Source organism: Streptomyces sp. NBC_00829 (genome assembly GCF_045161795.1).
GTDB lineage: Bacteria > Actinomycetota > Actinomycetes > Streptomycetales > Streptomycetaceae > Streptomyces.
Genome location: NZ_CP108867.1, coordinates 775,140 through 791,809, shown reverse-complemented (window position 1 = coordinate 791,809; position 16,670 = coordinate 775,140). Strand labels below are relative to the sequence as shown.

The 16,670-nt window shown below is 68.0% G+C and carries 12 protein-coding genes and 2 pseudogenes; 12 read left to right on the top strand and 2 right to left on the bottom strand.

The annotated features are described in order from the left end of the window. Positions 1-22: 22 nt before the first annotated feature. The 6 genes from OG293_RS03240 (at position 23) to OG293_RS03215 (ending at position 8,687) form a co-directional block, all read left to right on the top strand. Positions 23-1,837, top strand: a complete 1,815-nt coding sequence (locus OG293_RS03240; protein WP_405997222.1) for an Hsp70 family protein — start codon at positions 23-25, stop codon at positions 1,835-1,837. Positions 1,838-1,854: 17 nt separating this feature from the next. After that, positions 1,855-3,096, top strand: a complete 1,242-nt coding sequence (locus OG293_RS03235) for a hypothetical protein (protein ID WP_405997221.1) — start codon at positions 1,855-1,857, stop codon at positions 3,094-3,096. Between the two features lie 192 nt (positions 3,097-3,288). Beyond that, a complete protein-coding gene (locus tag OG293_RS03230) occupies positions 3,289-4,392 on the top strand; it encodes a CHAT domain-containing protein (RefSeq protein ID WP_405997220.1) in 1,104 nt (367 codons plus the stop codon). A gap of 425 nt (positions 4,393-4,817) precedes the next feature. Continuing rightward, positions 4,818-6,455 (top strand): protein kinase domain-containing protein, encoded by a 1,638-nt coding sequence (locus tag OG293_RS03225; RefSeq protein WP_405997219.1) that lies wholly within the window; start codon positions 4,818-4,820, stop codon positions 6,453-6,455. 241 nt (positions 6,456-6,696) lie between these two features. Next, positions 6,697-7,428, top strand: a complete 732-nt coding sequence (locus OG293_RS03220) for a TnsA-like heteromeric transposase endonuclease subunit (RefSeq protein ID WP_405997218.1) — start codon at positions 6,697-6,699, stop codon at positions 7,426-7,428. Continuing rightward, the gene (locus tag OG293_RS03215) at positions 7,425-8,687 is read left to right on the top strand and encodes a helix-turn-helix domain-containing protein (RefSeq protein WP_405997217.1); all 1,263 of its coding nucleotides are present in this window, start codon (positions 7,425-7,427) and stop codon (positions 8,685-8,687) included. Before OG293_RS03220 ends, OG293_RS03215 begins: the two co-directional genes overlap by 4 nt. On the opposite strand, the gene OG293_RS03210 is transcribed toward OG293_RS03215, so the two are convergent. Continuing rightward, positions 8,664-10,286, bottom strand: coding sequence for a recombinase family protein (locus OG293_RS03210; protein ID WP_405997216.1), 1,623 nt, complete (start codon positions 10,284-10,286; stop codon positions 8,664-8,666). The two genes, OG293_RS03215 and OG293_RS03210, sit on opposite strands and share 24 nt — an antisense overlap. Here OG293_RS03210 and OG293_RS03205 point away from each other — a divergent pair. From OG293_RS03205 to OG293_RS03180, 6 genes and pseudogenes are all read left to right on the top strand, one after another. Then, positions 10,219-10,629 (top strand): annotated as a pseudogene (locus OG293_RS03205) (AAA family ATPase); the annotation flags it as partial. The gene OG293_RS03210 and the pseudogene OG293_RS03205 sit on opposite strands and share 68 nt — an antisense overlap. Before the next feature lie 487 nt (positions 10,630-11,116). Continuing rightward, positions 11,117-12,262 carry a TniQ family protein gene (locus tag OG293_RS03200; RefSeq protein WP_405997215.1) on the top strand — a complete coding sequence of 382 codons (1,146 nt, stop codon included), beginning with the start codon at positions 11,117-11,119 and terminating at the stop codon, positions 12,260-12,262. Positions 12,263-12,388: 126 nt separating this feature from the next. Beyond that, positions 12,389-13,831: an NF041680 family putative transposase gene (locus tag OG293_RS03195; protein ID WP_405997214.1), complete on the top strand. Its 1,443-nt coding sequence runs from the start codon at positions 12,389-12,391 to the stop codon at positions 13,829-13,831. Between the two features lie 59 nt (positions 13,832-13,890). After that, positions 13,891-14,589 (top strand): LysR family transcriptional regulator, encoded by a 699-nt coding sequence (locus OG293_RS03190; RefSeq protein ID WP_405997213.1) that lies wholly within the window; start codon positions 13,891-13,893, stop codon positions 14,587-14,589. A 25-nt stretch (positions 14,590-14,614) separates the two neighbouring features. Beyond that, complete coding sequence (locus OG293_RS03185) at positions 14,615-14,881, top strand: hypothetical protein (protein WP_405997212.1); 267 nt, start codon at positions 14,615-14,617, stop codon at positions 14,879-14,881. A gap of 280 nt (positions 14,882-15,161) precedes the next feature. Further along, on the top strand, positions 15,162-16,064 hold the full coding sequence (locus OG293_RS03180; protein WP_405997211.1) for a hypothetical protein: 903 nt from the start codon (positions 15,162-15,164) through the stop codon (positions 16,062-16,064). Positions 16,065-16,463: 399 nt separating this feature from the next. Here the strand turns inward: OG293_RS03180 and OG293_RS03175 are convergent. Next, positions 16,464-16,607 (bottom strand): annotated as a pseudogene (locus OG293_RS03175) (transposase); the annotation flags it as partial. Between the last annotated feature and the right edge of the window lie 63 nt (positions 16,608-16,670).

The following is a 16,670-nucleotide window of genomic DNA, read 5'->3' as shown; positions in this document are numbered from 1 at the left end:
CGACCATCGGAGGGGGAATTCGATGATCAGCCAGTATCCGATCGTGGCCGCCATCGACTTCGGCACCCACGGCACGGGATACGCCTGGGCCGAAGTCGGAGACGAGGACGGACCGGGCCCCCGGGGGCTGGACCGTCTGACGCAGATCCAGGAGCAGTGGGACGGAAGCAGGGGCGACTACTACCCCAAGGACCTGACCACCGTGCTCCTCGGCCCGTCCGGCGAGCCCACCGCCTGGGGCCACCGTGCCCTGTTGGACTGGACGGCCTTGGCACGGGCCGGGGCGCACACGGACCACACCTACGCCCACGGCTTCAAGATGGCCCTCAAACCCGGCACCACCGCAGGGGCACCGGTCCTCGGAATCGCCGGCACCACGATCGACACCCCGGCGAAGGCCTATCCCCTCGTCGTCGGATCGCTGCGCCGGATGTACGCGATCGTCAAGGAGGAGGTCGAGGTCAGCGGATATCTGGAGCGCCAGATCAGGTGGTGCGTGACCATTCCGGCGATCTGGGACGAAGCCGAGAAGCAGCTGATGCGCGACGCGGCGGTGGAGGCAGGGATGCCGCCCGATCACGACCGGCTCATCCTGGCCCGGGAACCGGAGGCGGCCGCACTGTACTGCCAGATCCATCTCGCCAGAGTCATCGCGGCCCGGGGAGACGAGGCCACGGCGGAGATCACCCGGGCCGGCAGCCGGTTCATGGTGGTCGACTGCGGCGGCGGCACGGTCGACATCACGGCGTACCGGGTGGTGGGCACCGCGGACGTTGACCGTCGGCGGCTCGTCGAGATCGGCAAGGTCTCCGGCGGCAAGCTGGGGTCCGAGTACATCAACCAGGCGTTCGTCAACGACATCCTTGCCGACCGGCTCGGAGGCCGTCAGGTGGTGGAGCGCATAGGCCGTGAGCGTCCTGACATCCTCCTGGAGATCATGCAGCTCTGGGAGAGCGGAAAGATCTCCGTGACCGCCACCCGGGGCGACAACCAAGAGCTCTCGATCGACCAGCCGGTCTATGTGACGTTGCCTCCTGAGGTGCACGACCTGCTCACCGACGACGTCCGCAGGGGGCTGGCCGACCGCCCGGGCGGCACGGCGTCGCGCATCGTGGTGACCACCGAGGAGGTACGCAAACTCTTCGACGGCGTGCTGAGGGATCTGGCCGAACTCGTCGACCAGCAGCTCGCCGTGATGCGGGAACTGGACGGCGCACCGGACGGCCCCGAGCAGGTGCTCCTGGTCGGCGGCCTGTCGGGAGCCCAGTATCTGCGCCAGCGCCTGCTCTCCCACTTCGGGGACAAAGTGACCCTCGTGCGGACCACGAACGCCGTGGCCGCGGTCCTGCGCGGCGCCGTCCTGCTCGGTTACGACCCCGAGCTCATCATCGCCCGGCGCAGTCGCTACACCTACGGCTGCGCCATAGCACTGCCGTTCGACGAGGCCAGGGATCCGGAGGGCAAGCGCCTGGTGGGCCACGGGGGCCGTTTGATGTGCGACGACCGGTTCCACCGCTTTGTGGGTGTCGGTGACACCGTCGAGACCGGCAGTACGAGTGGTCCGTCGCCGTTCGTTCCCCTCCAGCCGGACCAGGAATCGATCACCTTCAGGTTCTTCCGCACGCTCGCCGCCCACCCGCGTTATGTCGACGACGAGGGCTGCGAGGAGATCGGGACACTCCGGGTGAAGTTGGGGGAGGCCATGTCTCTTCCCCTGAACGAGCGAAAGATCGAGATCCGGCTGGGATTCGGAGATTCCGAGATCACCGCCCACGCGGTGAACACCCATACCGGGGCGGAGCTGGACACCACGCTGCATTTTGACAGCAGCTACTAGCGGGCGGGGGAGCGGACATGACCATGCATCAGGGCGACGACGGCCAACGGCATCACTCGTCCCGCGAAGGGGACACAGGGGCGGCATCCGAACTTTTCGACGTGCGGAAGATCCTGATCGGGCCGTACTGGAAGCGCGTCCAGGCGGAACTCAAGAAACTCGCGCGGGAGAACCGGGAGCTGCGGGAGTACATCGATACCGAACTCCACGCCGTCAAGAAGAGAATGGACGAACACGACACCCGACTGGACGCACTGAGCAGGGCCAGGACGCAGGAGCGGCGGCTGGTCCCGGCGCCGTACCTCGATCACCAGGACATCCGAACCAAGATCAACATGCTGGCCGACCAGGTTCTCGTGGACATCGCCGCCACCACATCCGCGACCGGTGACGCGCGGAAGGAGGCCGGCCTCATCGGGCACATCGCACGGCGGCTGTTCTGCGCGGACGGCCCGTGTCCCGACGCGGACACCCTCGCCCGGCAGTTGCTCGACTCCGGTCACCAGGTACCTCCCGACCGCCTCCGCCGGGCCTGCGAACTGGCCGGCGAGATCCGGACCGAGGCCGAAGCGACCGGGCACACCATCGTCTGGGACACGACCCTGGCCCCCGGTGAAGAACTGGACCCGCAACGCCAGCAACCGCACGGCGGATGCGACGCCGAGGGGGTCGCGGAGTTCGTCACGGTGCCCGGTTACCTGGCGGACGGAAAAGCGTATGTCAGGCAGCGCGTCTTCACCCGGCCCCGCCAGGCGGACATGCCGGAGCCGTCCGCCGCCGCGCCCGAGGCGGACGAGCCCGCGACGCAGCCCTCGCCCGGCGCTGTCGTGCTGTTCGTGCGTATCACGTGCAGGGATGTGCGGGCGGCGGTGAGCGAGAGCCACCTGCCCTCCCTCCAGGATCTGGCCGCTGCGATCCGGGAGGCCCGGCCCGGTCGCACGGTGAGCCTCTCCGAAGTGCCGACCTCGCAGGACACGCCTCGATGCACGTACATCGTCCTCGAGGCCGACGGGAACCCGGCGTGCACCATCGAAGTGGTGACCGCCCGGGAAGGGGCCGAGGTGACGATCCAGGGTCAGGCAGACGACGCGGTCGCGTTGGCTCGATGGTTCCATGTCGAGCTGCCCGGGCAGCACTTCACGGTCAGCTTCCAGCGCATCGAACCGGCCCCTTGGGCCAACGGGTGGTGCCTCCGCAGGCCGGACATCGATGAATCAGGCTTCAGGGAACTACTGCTGGGTGATGAACCCGAGACGTAGTGCTCCATCGACCCTCGCCGGGCGGCAGGCGGGAGGCGGGAGGCACTGGGACTCTCGCGCGTCGAGGAACAGGCGTCGGCGCTGGAGGCGGCCGGTCATCCCGGGATCGCTGCCCGCGCACGGGACCTCGCCCGGCGCCTAGGCGAACTGGAGGCCTTTCAACTCGCCGAGCGCGGAGACGACCAGCGGGCCGTGAGGATCCGCTCCAGCACGACGGGGGACAGCAGCCTCTTCCGGGACCAGGTGCTGCGTGCCCAGGACGACCAGCGCGCGCTGCGCGCGGAGTTCGCCGCGACGGGAGTTCAGGGCCCGAGTTCCCGGGACCCGCTGGCCGATGCGGTTGCGCAAGGGCCTCTGTGCTACCTCTCCCACCTGCCTCCCGCCGAGGACGGCTACGGGCCCGACCTTGCCGGCTTCGCGGTGCTCGTCCGGGCCGGCGGGAGCGACGGTGTGGAGACCGAGGTGCTCCCCCTGCCGAGGATGACCGGCTCCGCGGTGGTGGCATGGAGGGAGCGGTGGGACGCGGCAGCGCATGCGGGCGACAGGGAGGAGGCGCAGGCGGTGCTCAAGGAGATCGGCACGGCCGTCATGGAGCCCGTCATGCCTTGCGCAGGCTGGCCCGGACGGCTTGTTCTGCTCCCGGACGGGCAGTTGAGCCGCCTGCCGCTGCACGCCGCCTCGGTGCGCAGGCGGGCGGATGGTGAGCGGCGATCACTGGTTCATGAAGCGGTCATCTCCTACGCGCCGACCGTCGGCATTCTCAGCGAGTGCCGGGCGAGAGCCGCCTCCCTGTCCTCGGTCACGTCGCACGGCCTGCCCGACCGCTACATCGGGGTGGCCTTCTGGGACAGTGCGATCGAGGAAGGAGTGCAAGGTGAATTCAAGGCCGCCGCACAGCACTTCGTCGACAGGCAGACGTTCGCCGAGGACGCGGCGACGCCTGAGGCCGTCGAGCAGGCGCTCGTCCGCACCATGTCCGAAGATCCCGCTCCGGCTGTCGTCCACATCGCCAGTCATGCGAGGGTGAACCACGAAGAGCCGCTGAGCAGCCACTTCCGGCTCAATCCGGCGCGCCCCGGCGACGAGGGGCTGCTGCGGTTGAGCGACCTTCTTCGCATCGGCCTGGGCGAGATCCGGCTCGCGGTGCTCTCGGCGTGCGAGAGCGGAAGCCCGAGCGCCGACAATGCCAACGAATTCATGTCGCTGGCGTCCGGTTTTCTCCGCCTCGGAGCGGCAGGTGTGGTGATGTGGGGTCCCGAATCTCGTGTCCTCTTCCGCGTGGTGATGTCCACCTGATGTCCATTTGGGCATGAGGGCGGGATCCATGCCTCCAGCGCTGGTACTTCGCCTCTTCGTGTACAGGACCCGTCCTGCTGCCATCTGTGCGTACGGACGGGGGCAGGGCCCCCATCCGGTCTTGCCGGCCGTGCCCATCCGGGCCGCGACTGGACGTGGTTGAGAGCACTGCCGGGCCGGGAGGCAGCTGATCGCATGCTCAGCCTGTCACTCACGCCCGAGGGAGCCCACAACATGCGGGTGCCGATCCAGACCGGCGGCGAACAAACTCCTGGCAGCGCGCAGATCCTGTGTGCTGCATGCCCCCCAGCTGTTCGACCTGGCTGGCAACTTGGCTCAACTGAACAGAGAAAGCCAATCGGGCAGACGCACCGCGCAACGCCGGGCATGATCGGGTGATACGCACGTGAGGCGAGGAGTTGGTTGTGGGTTCGAATCTGCATGTAGGTCCTGACGGGGCATCCGATCGATATCGGCTTCTGCGGTCTATCGGCCGGGGAGGTGAGGCAGTCCTCTACCTCGCCGAGATAGAGCTCGCGGGTGCGACCGAACCCGTCGTGGTGAAGGTGCTGGATTCCCGGAAAACCCTTTCCCCTGAAGAGTTCGGCCGCATCAGCGCGAAATGGAGCGAGCAGGCCGAGCTGCTGAGATTCGTTCATCGGCTGGGCGTAGTGGGGGTGCGGGAACACTTCGAGGGTTCTGTCGCCCACGGAAAGGGTGAAGCCCGATCCGACTCAGGGCGGGCCCTCTACCTGGTGATGAACCACGTGGACGGAACAGATCTCCAGGACTGGAGAGCCGACCGCCAGGTGCAGACTCCGGCGGAACGGCGTGAAGCGATGCGCTGTCTGGAGCAGCTCGCAGAGGTGCTGGACCATCTGCATTCTGGTATGGCCACACCCTCGGGACGGGTCGTCGTCCACGGGGACCTTTCACCAGGAAATGTCATGATCGATACTGACGGACAGGCCACGCTGGTTGATTTCGGATTAAGTAAATTGGCAGCAGACCATCGAACAGCTGAAATCTGGTTCACGCCTGGCTACGCCGCCCCCGAGGTTTTCTCCGGGGCGCGCAATCCGTCCACCGATCGCTATGCGTTTGGTGCGATCGCATACTTCCTGCTAAGCGGAGACACCCCCGCTCCACAAGCCAACGAGTTGCGAGCGGCATTTCTCGCGCTGCCCTTCTTTGCCAGGTCAGGAGCTCCGGACCTGGAGCACGAGAACCGCATCGCCGCGATCTTCTCTCCAGATCCGCTTCAGCGGCCGACCGCGCTCACCACATGGGTGCGCGATCTGCGGCGCATTGTCGGAACCACAACGACAGCCGCTCCCGCACTTCACAGTGCCGCAACTGTGCACCGCACCCCTACCGCACCACCCCTGCCACAGTCCCCTCCCTTAGCGGACACTCCGGTACCGTCGAGACGCCTCCGCGGCAGGATCGTGGGTGCATCCGTATTGGCTTTGGCGATCATCCTCGGAGGGGCCTACGCGGGGATGCGGTTCATGGACCGTGAAGCAGAGGGAAATGGCGGGATGCAGGCTGACGGAACGCCAAGCGGCGCAGCCTCCCCGCAGACGGAATCCTCTCCGGATACGGCCTCGCCGACCGACAGTTCACCTGACGCCGACTCGCCCACCGTACCCCCGGAACAAACAAGCCTGCCGCTTGCCGGAGTGCCAACGCTGGGCGGCCCCGACTATTCTGCGTTCAGCTCCGGTCAGGCGATCGTCAATACCAAGAAGTACTCGGACGCCTTGGTAAGTGACTACTGCAATACAAGCTATCCGAACGAGTACAACCTAAACCGTGAATGGTCCTGGCTTAGTTACAGTGCGGGCCTGACCGACGAATCCGCCGATGGCACAGTGGTGATCACGGTATACGCGGACGACCAGCTCGTGGGCACGCAGACGTTGGTGCGCGGCATGAGTAAGAACGTGAAGATCAAAGTCAAAAATGCTCTGCGTCTAAGAATCTTCTGCGACGACACCGACGTTTCCAACATCGCTGGGGACCGAGTCGCGGTGCTGGGAAACCCGGCACTCGTCAAGTAACCGGGCGCGATGCCAGGAATTCGTGTATCAGAGGTGTCTGGTGTGGGGTCCCGAATCTCGTGTCTTCTTCCGCGTGGTGATGTCCATTTGGGCATGAGGGCGGGATACATGCCTCCAGCGCTGGTACTTCGCCTCTTCGTGTACAGGAGCCTTCCGGCTGCCATCTGTGCGTACGGACCGGGGCAGGACCCAGCGGTCGACGGCCAACCGGGCCGCCTGGCACGACGCGGGTGGGGGTCCGATGGGGACAGCGGAGCTGGCGACGTCGGTACGGGTGAGTATCCGGTGCGGTGACGAGGCCGTTGCCGAGGACCTGGAGTGGTCGTCGGTCGCGCTCGGGCTGCTGCGGACCGCCCGGCCGTGGCGGACCTTCCGGTGGCACCAGGGGCAGAAGCACTACTCGGGTACGTACTGGTCGTCGACCCTGCGCGACCACGTGATCTACGAGTCGCGGCTGGAGCTGGGACGGCTGCTGTTCGCCGACTTCGCCCCTGAGGTGCGGCACATCGTCGCCCAGCCCTTCCTTCTGAAGAGAGACCTGCAGGGCAGGGTGCGCAAGCACGTCCCGGACTACCTGGTGCTGGCTGATGACGGCCCGGTGGTCGTGGACGTCAAGCCGCGGCACCGGCTGGAGAGGCCCGAGGTCGCTTCTACTTTCGCGTGGACCCGGGACGCGGTCAGCTCGCGCGGGTGGCGCTACGAAGTGTGGAGCGAGCCGGACCCGCACCTGCTGGAGAACATCCGGTTCCTGGCCGGCTACCGCCGGGACTGGCTCTTCGACGCCGAACTGGTCAACGCCCTGCGGGTGGTGGGACTGGACGGGATGTCGCTGGGCGAGGCATTCCAGCTGGTGCCGGCGTATCCCCGGCCGCTGGTGAAGGCAGCGGTGCTGCATCTGCTGTGGTCCGGGCATGTGACGACGGCTCTGGACCGCCCGCTCAGCGCGGGGCACGTCCTGCGGAGGGCGGCATGAGCAGGGCCGGCGCGAAACTGGGTATCGGAACGCACTTCCGGCTGGACGGCGAGACGGTCCAGGTCGTGGAGTTCGCGAGCCTCGCCACCGGGATGGAGGTCGTCCTCAAGGACGGGCGCGACCGACTGGCACGTATGTCGGTACGCGAACTGCTGAGTCCGGGACGGGCTCAGGTGATCCCCAGCAGCGCGGGGCCGTCAGCCGCTGACGATGAGGATGTGGCGGCCGTGGTCCTCGATCGGCTGACCAAGAAGGAGAGGAAGAGCCTTCTGGAGCGGGCCGAGCACGTCCGGGAGATGCTCAGCGGCTACCGCTCCGGCAGCGAGGAACTGCCGCGGCCCGACGAACCGCGCGCCCAGTACCTCCCTGGGCTGCCGTTGAGGGCGCGCTATGCGGCCAAGGCGGCGGAGCTGGGGGTCACCGATCGGACGGTTCGGCGGTGGGCACGGGCTTTCCGCGAGTGCGGCGAGGCGGGCCTGGTGCCGAAGACCGCGCGACCGGACGGCGGACTGGGCCATGCCGATCCCCGGTGGGTCGAGGCGGCCGTCGGCATCCTGAACGAGTACCAGGAGGAGTCCCGGCCGTCGGTGAAGGTGGTTCTTGAGCGGGTGCAGGCCCGACTCGAGGCCCAGTTCGGGCCGCAGGAAGTGCCGCTGACGAAGCGCACGGCGAGCTACCGGTGGATGCAGGAGCTCGAGCGCCGCCATCCGACGTTCCGGCTGAGTACGCAGCGGAACCGGGACATCGCTGACCGCCCGAAGGGGGTCTACGGGAAGCTGCGGCCGACGAGGCCGGGTGAGTACGTGCTGATGGACACCACCCGGCTGGACGTGTTCGCACTGGATCCGGTGACGCTGCGGTGGCTGGCGGAACTGACCGTCGCGATGGACTGGTACACCCGCTGCATCACCGGCATCCGCGTCACCCCGGTCTCGACGAAGGCCGTTGACGCGGCGGCCGTCCTCTACCAGTCCTACCGGCCTCGCCCCGTTCCGGAGAGCTGGCCGCGGGAGGCGGTCTGGCCCGATCACGGCATTCCGCGTGAGGTGCTGGTGGACACCGAGGCCGTTCACGGGCCGATCACAGGCGCCTCGGGCCCGTCGCTGGTGCCGGAGACGTTGATCGTGGACCACGGCAAGATCTATCTCTCGGCGCATCTGACCAGCGTCTGCCACCGCATGGGGATCTCGGTGCAGCCGGCGAGGCTGCGAACGGGCCGGGACAAACCTCGTGCTTCATACTGCGCCTCCTTGGGCTAATTCGGTGGGTGTTCCAGCTGGTGCTGGTCGTGGTCCCGGTGGCCGTCCGATCCTGGGCCGTTCCAGGTCGGGTGGTGGCGGAAAGTAGAAGTACTCGCCCTTGTCGTTGGCGACGCGGCCGGTCAGCAGGCCGTTGTTCCGCCAGACCTGGACGGTGTTCAGGCCGATGCCGAGCCGCCGGGCGATCTCGCGCAGGCTCAACATGCCCTGGTCCGCGAGCCGTTGGGGGTGGCTGCGCAGTCCGTACCTGTTCCGGATGTGCCGGACGATCGTGGGCCGGAGGGCGTGGCCGGTGCCGCTGACGTGGCCGCGTTCGGTGAGGATGGCGGCGACCTGGCCGTCGGTGTGGTCGTCGAGGAGCTCGTCGATGGCGGCGACGACCTCGGGCGGGGTCTGCCGGATCTGCCAGGAGGCCAGAGGGACGGGCAGGGTCAGAGTGTGCTCCTGGCCGCCGGTCAGCCGGACGTGGACGGCGATCTCGTCGGCCCGGACCAGAGTGACGTCGACGACCAGCAGTCTGACCAGGCGCTTTCGTTCCCGCATCGGAGTATCGGGGTCCTTCCAGAGGGCGGGAAAGTCTCCAGCGAGGGCGGTGATCCGGGCCCGCTGGGCGTCGTCGAGGACACCTCCACCGTCGTTTCTGGCGCTCTCGTACGTTTCGCGGACCTGGGTGAGTTCGCGCAGGGCGGTGTTCCAGTCGGCTTCCAGACTGCCCGCGACGAGCCGGTTGTCAGGATCGACGGCGAGGTAGCGACGGCGGGCCAAGTCGACCTGGTACTGGGCACGTTCGACACCGGCGGCCCGCAGCCTCTCGGCCTCGTCGGCGCGGGCGGCGAGTTCGTCGGCGACCGCGAGGGCGGCGGTGATCGCGTGCGGAGTCAGCGCCTCGATGAGGAGGCGGCCGACGGCGTTGTCGACCACGGCGCCGTGCACGCGCTGACAGATCGGGTTGCCGTACTCGATGCCCTTGGCCTGGCAGACGTACTCCGGCTCCAGGCCGCCTTTGCGCTGGTGGTAGCGCACGGTCATCCGGCGTCCGCAGATCCCGCACAGGGTCATTCCCTGGAGCAGGGCCGGGCCCTCGCGGGCCGGTCCGTGGCGGCGGTCCTTGCCATGGGCGACGGCGTTCGAGGTCAGCCTGGCCTCATTGGCCTCGTACTTGTCGAAGGAGATGTAGCCGACGTGGGCATCGGGGAACAGCGCGATCCACTGCTCGCGTGGCTGCAAAGCCGGTGCGCTCTTCCCGCTCGCTGTGGGTTTGTGCTGGTGACGGCCATAGACGAAGGCCCCGGCATAGCGCGGGTTGTGCAGGATCTGCAGCACCCGCGAGTGCGCGATCGGCCCCCAGACGACCTTGCCCTTGTCCGGGCCGGACTGGATCCGCCGCGGCAGGGTGAGGCGGTCGTGGTTGAACGCCTTGACCACGCCGGTGGCCGAGCCGGTGGTGTCGAACAGCGTGAACACGGTGCGGATCGCCCGCTGGATCGCGGTGTCCGGGTCGAGGACGACTTTTCCGGTGTGGACCCCGCAGATGAAGGCCCTGCACGAGGACCTGTGGGACATCTTCGACAGCAACGACCAGGACTGCGACAAGGTCAAGGGCGGTATCGCGCTGGATGCCTTTCCCGGCCTGGGCAAGACGACGGCCGTGCTGTCCTTCGCCCGGAAGCTCCACCGCCGGGTCATCCGGGAGGAAGGAGAGCTCACCGACGCCGGGCAGGAACGCTGGCCGGTCTGCCGCGTCGGGCTCACCGCGAACACCGGGATGCGCGACTTCAACCGGGCGATCCTTGAGTACTACGAGCACCCCGGCCGCTTCCGCGGCACCGCCGCGGACTTCGGCTACCGCGCCCTGGACAGCATCCTGACAGCCGAGACACGGCTCCTGATCGTCGATGACCTGCACTTTCTCCGCTGGAGGCACCAGGCCGGCATCGAGGTCAGCAACCACTTCAAGTACATCGCCAACGAGTTCCCCGTCACCCTGCTGCTGATCGGGGTGGGGCTGGAAGAACGAGGGGTCTTCAGCGAGGGCAGCGACTACCGAGCCGCGATCCTCGCCCAGACGGGTCGCCGCACCACCCGCCTCGACATGGCCCCGTTCACCATCACCTCCGCGCAGGGACGCTTCGACTGGCGCAACACCCTGCTCGCCGTCGAAGAGCGCCTCGTCTTGGCGGACAAGTACTCCGGAATGCTCGCCGACGACCTGTCCGACTACCTGTTCGCCCGCAGCAGCGGGCACATCGGCTCACTGATGACGCTGATCAACCGCGGCTGCCAGCGAGCCGTACGCACCGGCGTCGAACGCCTGGACACGACACTGCTGGACAAGGTCAAGAACAATGCGCGGCCGAGCGAGCCCGCGCAGAGCTCCAGCAAGCCCTCACTTCGGGCCGTCTCGTCAGCCGGCCGCAAGGGGCTGCGGCATGGGCGAACTGAGCGAACCGCGGACGCTTTCGATCCGGCTGGCACCGCTTCCGGACGAGAGCATGGACAGCTGGCTCGAGACACTTGCCCGGCGTTGCTCGATGTCGCTGCCCGCGCTGATCTCCGCGTTCGGCCTGCCACGCATCGACCGAACCCACAGGCTCGTCACCGGTCTCACCGAACACGACCTGCGGCAGGTCGAGCACCGGCTCGCGCTACCTCCCGGGCGCCTCGACCAGGCCGTCGTCCCGGGCGACCTCTTCGGCCAACGCGCACCGCGCTGCAGGTTCTGCCCCGAGTGCCTCACCGAGACACAGGGGTGCTGGAAACTGCGCTGGTGGCTGCCCTGGACCCTCGCCTGCAGCCGCCACCAGGCCCTTCTGCACATCGTCTGCCCCCGCTGCGGGACCCCGCCACGCCAACGAGTCCCGGGCCAGGTCCACCTGCACCGCCCCGCGCGATGCCTCAACAGGGTTGCCCGGAAGAGCAGGGTCTGCGGAGCCGACCTGACCTTCGCTCCATCTCTTACCCTCTTCACGTATCACTCCCTGCTCGGAGTCCAGCAGCAACTCGATGCCATCCCCGTCGACGGACACCAGGACCCCGGCACCGTCTTCGCACGGGTAGACCAGCTGCTCACACCGGTTGAACACGGACGGGCCGGACAGCTCGATCGCATGAGCCCCGCAGCGTTCAGCACGTGGGAACGGGCATTCGACGACGTCAACGATCCCGCCTCACAGTTCTGCGGCTGGCGCATGCGCGAACGGGCCCGCACCGCCCTCACGCGCGACGTCCTGAACTGCGAGTACGACGAGAACAAGAAGTCCCTGAGTGAGCTCGCCGTCGAGTTCGGCCTCCCCTACCGGATCGTGATCGAGCGGGCCAAGGAACTTGGTTTCACCGTCACGGCGGGACGCCGCCCGCTCACGTTCGACGACGTCTGGCTGCGCGAGCAGTACGTCATCCATCTCCGCAGCATCAGGGGGATCGGGAAGGGCATCGGAATCAGCGAGGGTCCCGTCAAGCGAAGGCTGGCCGAGCTGGAGATCGCACTGCGCCCGGTCGGGCCCTACAGCCGGAAGGAGATGATCGCCCGACTCGACGAGTCGGTTTCCCGCGACATCCGGGCGGCCTTAGCTTGAAATTTAACCTTCAGTGATCGTTTGAGGTTCGGATCGTTCACTCACATGGGGATCTGCCGGACATGGCGACGACCTCCCTTTCACGCTGTGTGATGTCGAGTCGCACAACGGGCCGGGAGGTCGTCAGTGTCGAGTGTCGTCCCTGGAGCCGCTCATCGGCAGGCACTTGCCGAACTGTCCTCCTTTCGAATGGAGTTGTACGCGGCAATGCCCCGCCGTGCCGATGCGTTGTTCGAGTTGACGGACGCGGTGCTGTGCGCGGGCGGCCCGGTGGTGTCGCTGCCGGAGTTGTCGCTTGAGACAGTTCACCGGCGTGGGCACGGGGCGATGTACGACGCGCTCGCCCGAGGCCGCCTGGATGTGTCGCGGCTGCGGTTGGCGCTGGCCGGGCTGGAGCTTCCGCGCGGGACGGACCGGCAGATCTCGATCGCGCTGGACGTGACACCGTGGCCGCGCCCGGACGCGGAGTGCTCGCCGGACCGGCTGCACTGCCACCGCCCGTGCCGCTGCGACGGGGTGCGGCAGACGATTCCGGGCTGGCCCTACCAGGTCGCCGCCGCGCTGGGCGGCGGACGGACCTCGTGGACCGGGCCGCTGGACGCGGTCCGCCTCGGCCCGGACGATGACCTGACCGAGGTCACCGCCGCCCAGGTCCGGAACCTGCTCACGCGCCTGCGCGAGGCTGGTCAGTGTCGCGAGGGCGACCCCGAGGTGCTGTTCGTGCTGGACGCCGGCTACGACATCGTGCGGCTGACGTGGTTGCTGCGCAACGAGCCGGTCCGGCTGCTCGGGCGGATCCGCGCCGACCGCGTCATGCACCACCCGCCAGGGCGCCGCAGGGGACCCACCAAAGGCCGCCAACCGCGTCATGGCGCACCCTTCCGGCTGGCCGACCCGGCCACCCACCCCGCACCCGTCCAGGAGTCCACCACCCGTCATGACCGGTTCGGTGCCGTGACCGCCCGCTGCTGGGGACGCCTGCACCCCAAACTCGAACGCCGCCAGGGCGGTTGGGCCGATCACCCGGGTGACCTGCCCAACGTGGAGGGAACGCTGGTACACCTCGCGGTCGAGCGCCTGCCCGGCAACCGCGATCCCAAGCCGCTATGGCTATGGCACTCGGCCCCCGACGCCGACACTCACGACGTCGACCGCCTGTGGCGGATCTTCCTGAGAAGATTCGACATCGAACACACATTCCGGTTCTGGAAGCAGGCCCTGGGCATGACCCGCCCCCGCCTGCGTCACCCCGCTCAGGCCGACCGCTGGGTCTGGCTGATCCTCGCCGCCTACACCCAGCTCCGACTCGCCCGCACCCTCACCGGCGATCTGCGCCGGCCCTGGGAGAAGCCACTCACATCGGATCAGCTCACTCCCGGCCGGGTCCGCCGCGGCTATCCCCGCATCCGCAAGATCCTGGGCACTCCCGCGAAACCGCCGAAAGCCACCCACCCCGGCCCAGGCCGCCCACGGGGCACCACCACCAGCCCCGCCCCCCGACACCCCGTCGGCAAACACCAGCACAAAAAGGACACCCCTCGACCCGAAGAACCGAGGGGAAACCTTTAATTTCAAGCTTAGAAGGGACCACTCACGGCTGGGTTCGCCTGCGCCGCTTCCAGATCCACATGGCCTTCCCCTCGCTGACGACCAGCTCGGCCTACCTCGGCGTCGCAGTCAGCTCCCTGTCCAAGCAGCTCAAGCAGCTGGAAGCCGCGGTCGGCGCCGAACTGGTCCATCGGCCGGCACGGCACGCACCCCAGCGGCCAACCCGCCGCGGCGCCTCGCTTCTGCGACGACTCGATGAACCGCAGGCCCGGGAACTGATGCAGCACGCCCTTGGGCCCGACATCACACCGATGCCCAGCACAGCCGTGCTGGCAGAGGCGGCTGTCGCCTTCAACGGGAAGTGCGGCCCCCTGACCAGGCTCGCCCCGGCGGCCGGGCTCCCGGCGCACATCAACGTCCCTGCACACATGCTTCCGCTCCTGCGGCACTTCTTCACCGACGCCGCCCCGGAGACGTATGTGAGGCAGATCCACGCCCTCACCGGCATTGGGACCGCCACCCTCTACGGTCAGCTCCCCAGTTTGGTGGCCGCCGGCTGGCTGCAAAGCCGGCGCGAAACGACGAAGGAACGACTCCGCCGAGGCGGAGCTGGCCACCGCCGCCACTTCTTCACCCTGAGCCCTGCAGCCCGCCTGGTCCCGATACATGACGTGCTGAACAGCCCTCTGGGACCGGGGAAATGGACAGCCCACCGGGACAGGGGGTGTGACACGACTGCGGGATCCGGCCATGAAACCGCAGATCAGAGCGACGTGTGAGGACACGGCCTTCGGGAACCTACAGGTGAGCACCATCTGGCCCCTCGCGGACACGGTGGGCCTCATCCTGATTCCCCGGTTCTTCGACGAGTGGTCACGGTTGCCGTCGGACCCGGGCGCCGCCCTCACCGCGGCGCAGGTGTGGTTCGCGACCACATCGCCGTCCGGCATCGAGGCATGGATGAGCGACGTCGCGGGTGCGACGCTGTCGGCCGACGCCGTCGCGGAGTTGACCGAATTTCAGTTTCAGCACCCTCTTATCTGGGCGACCTGCCACCTCAGCGGGGCATGACGCCACCACTCGTCGGGCACCGGTCGACGTCGGCGAGCATGCTCCGGCGGCCTCGGTGTCCTCGCGGACCTCGGCGCCTTGGGAGACCTCGGTGCCCACGCCCTCGGCCATGAATCCCAACGGTCGTCCGACAACCCGCAGAACTCGGGACAATCTGATGGGATTCGGCTACGCCCGCGATACGGTGACACGCAGTCCGCCACCGGCCCGCACCGAACCCCGCCCGTTCCAGTCCTGAATCCTCGAGGTCGCCGCATGATGCCGATCCGATCGAGCAGCCGTGGCTGACGCAGCCTCACGCGCGGAGCAGCGGGTCGCACGCGTGCGGGACGATGCGGCCGGACGCTACACGCTGGCGCAGGAGTTCTACCGGCGCGCCACGGGGCCGGGCCACCAGTACGGCACAGCCGAGCTGAGCTTCATGCGCTGGTCACTCGCCCGTGGCGTACTCGCGCCGGAAACCGCCGACCCGCCGGGCAGCCCCTGGTGGCGCTCCGTCAACGAACGGCTGCTGCGGGACAAGGCCGAGGCCCACCTGCTGGCCGCCGAGGCCACGGGCACGGCCAGTGCCCGCAGCGTCGAGCTCTGGGTGGACTTCATCCGCGCACCCGAACCCGGCCGCTGGTACCGCGCGCACAACGCCAGCATCGTCGCCGGCTATCTGCAGCACGAGGATCTGGCCGCCGCCGAGCTTCAGGTCGAGCGGTTCATGATGAACGTCGCACTGCTCCGCGTCCTGTTCACCCACACCATGCTCGTGCAACCGCGACTCGCGCTCGGCCGGCTGTCCGCGCTCGGTCCCCTGGTGGCCGATCCCCGACACCGGGCCGTCCAGATGTTCCTCGACCTGGGCCGTTCCTTCCCACCCGAATACCCGGTGACTGCGCCCGTGGAGGACACCATCCTCGACGAACACGCCCTCGCCCGCATGCTGGACTACGGCGTGATCGCCCCACGGCTGCCCGCACTCTACGAGTTTTCGGCCGTGTCGCTGGACCAACCGCGGCTGCCGGACCTCCTGGACGACGGTGTCCCGGCCTACGTATGGCCGCACGAGGACCGGCCGATCTGGTACGTCGGCAACACCGGCAGACACCTGCGCGCCATCGCCCGCGCCACCGGCGTGCGCCTGCTCTGGGAGCCGTCACCCACGGCCTCCGGCCGCCGCGGCCCGCACACGTGACGGCGCAGCGCCGATGAGCAGTCCTCGCCGGCCAGGGCGGCGAAGACCTGACCTGAGCCATCGAGCCGCTGAAGGTCAGGCACCCTTCATGGGTCAAGGAAGAGGCCGAGGCCTTGGGCAGGAACCCGGCCCCCGGTCTGCACTGCCCGGTCCGGGTGATCGGCCGTTCCCGTACACGTGCGAGAGACAATCGCACGACAGACCAGCCGAGTTGAAGTCACCAGGCGCCGACGCGTACAACAACGACAACAGGGCCTCCCGGCATCGCTCGGTTCGATTCACATCCCCGAGCTACCGGGAGGCCCTGCCATTCATGCGCGTAAAGCCGGAAGATCACCCGATTGGGACACCCGTTCGGTCCGCAGTTCCAAGATCGGTTGAGAAACGGCTTCTTGGCGTTTATCCATGGCGGGCTTGGTGTGCCTTGATCGATTCGGCGCGTTTGACGGTTTTGCCGACGTCGTGGTGCCTGGCCGGGTGCTTGTTTTTCGATCCGGGAGGCCGTCCGGGTCCTGGGCGGGAGGGTTTCGGTGCGGCTGCCGGACGGGCTGGAGGCTGTCGCACGGCTCCTGCGCGGTGAAGGTCAAGAGCGATTCGTTGTTCGGT

Coding starts and splice junctions, on each gene's coding strand:
- OG293_RS03220 (WP_405997218.1), top strand. CDS start 6,697: ATGGGGACAGCGGAGCTGGCGACGTCGGTACGGGTGAGTATCCGGTGC.
- OG293_RS03240 (WP_405997222.1), top strand. CDS start 23: ATGATCAGCCAGTATCCGATCGTGGCCGCCATCGACTTCGGCACCCAC.
- OG293_RS03190 (WP_405997213.1), top strand. CDS start 13,891: ATGGCCTTCCCCTCGCTGACGACCAGCTCGGCCTACCTCGGCGTCGCA.
- OG293_RS03200 (WP_405997215.1), top strand. CDS start 11,117: ATGGGCGAACTGAGCGAACCGCGGACGCTTTCGATCCGGCTGGCACCG.
- OG293_RS03235 (WP_405997221.1), top strand. CDS start 1,855: ATGACCATGCATCAGGGCGACGACGGCCAACGGCATCACTCGTCCCGC.
- OG293_RS03215 (WP_405997217.1), top strand. CDS start 7,425: ATGAGCAGGGCCGGCGCGAAACTGGGTATCGGAACGCACTTCCGGCTG.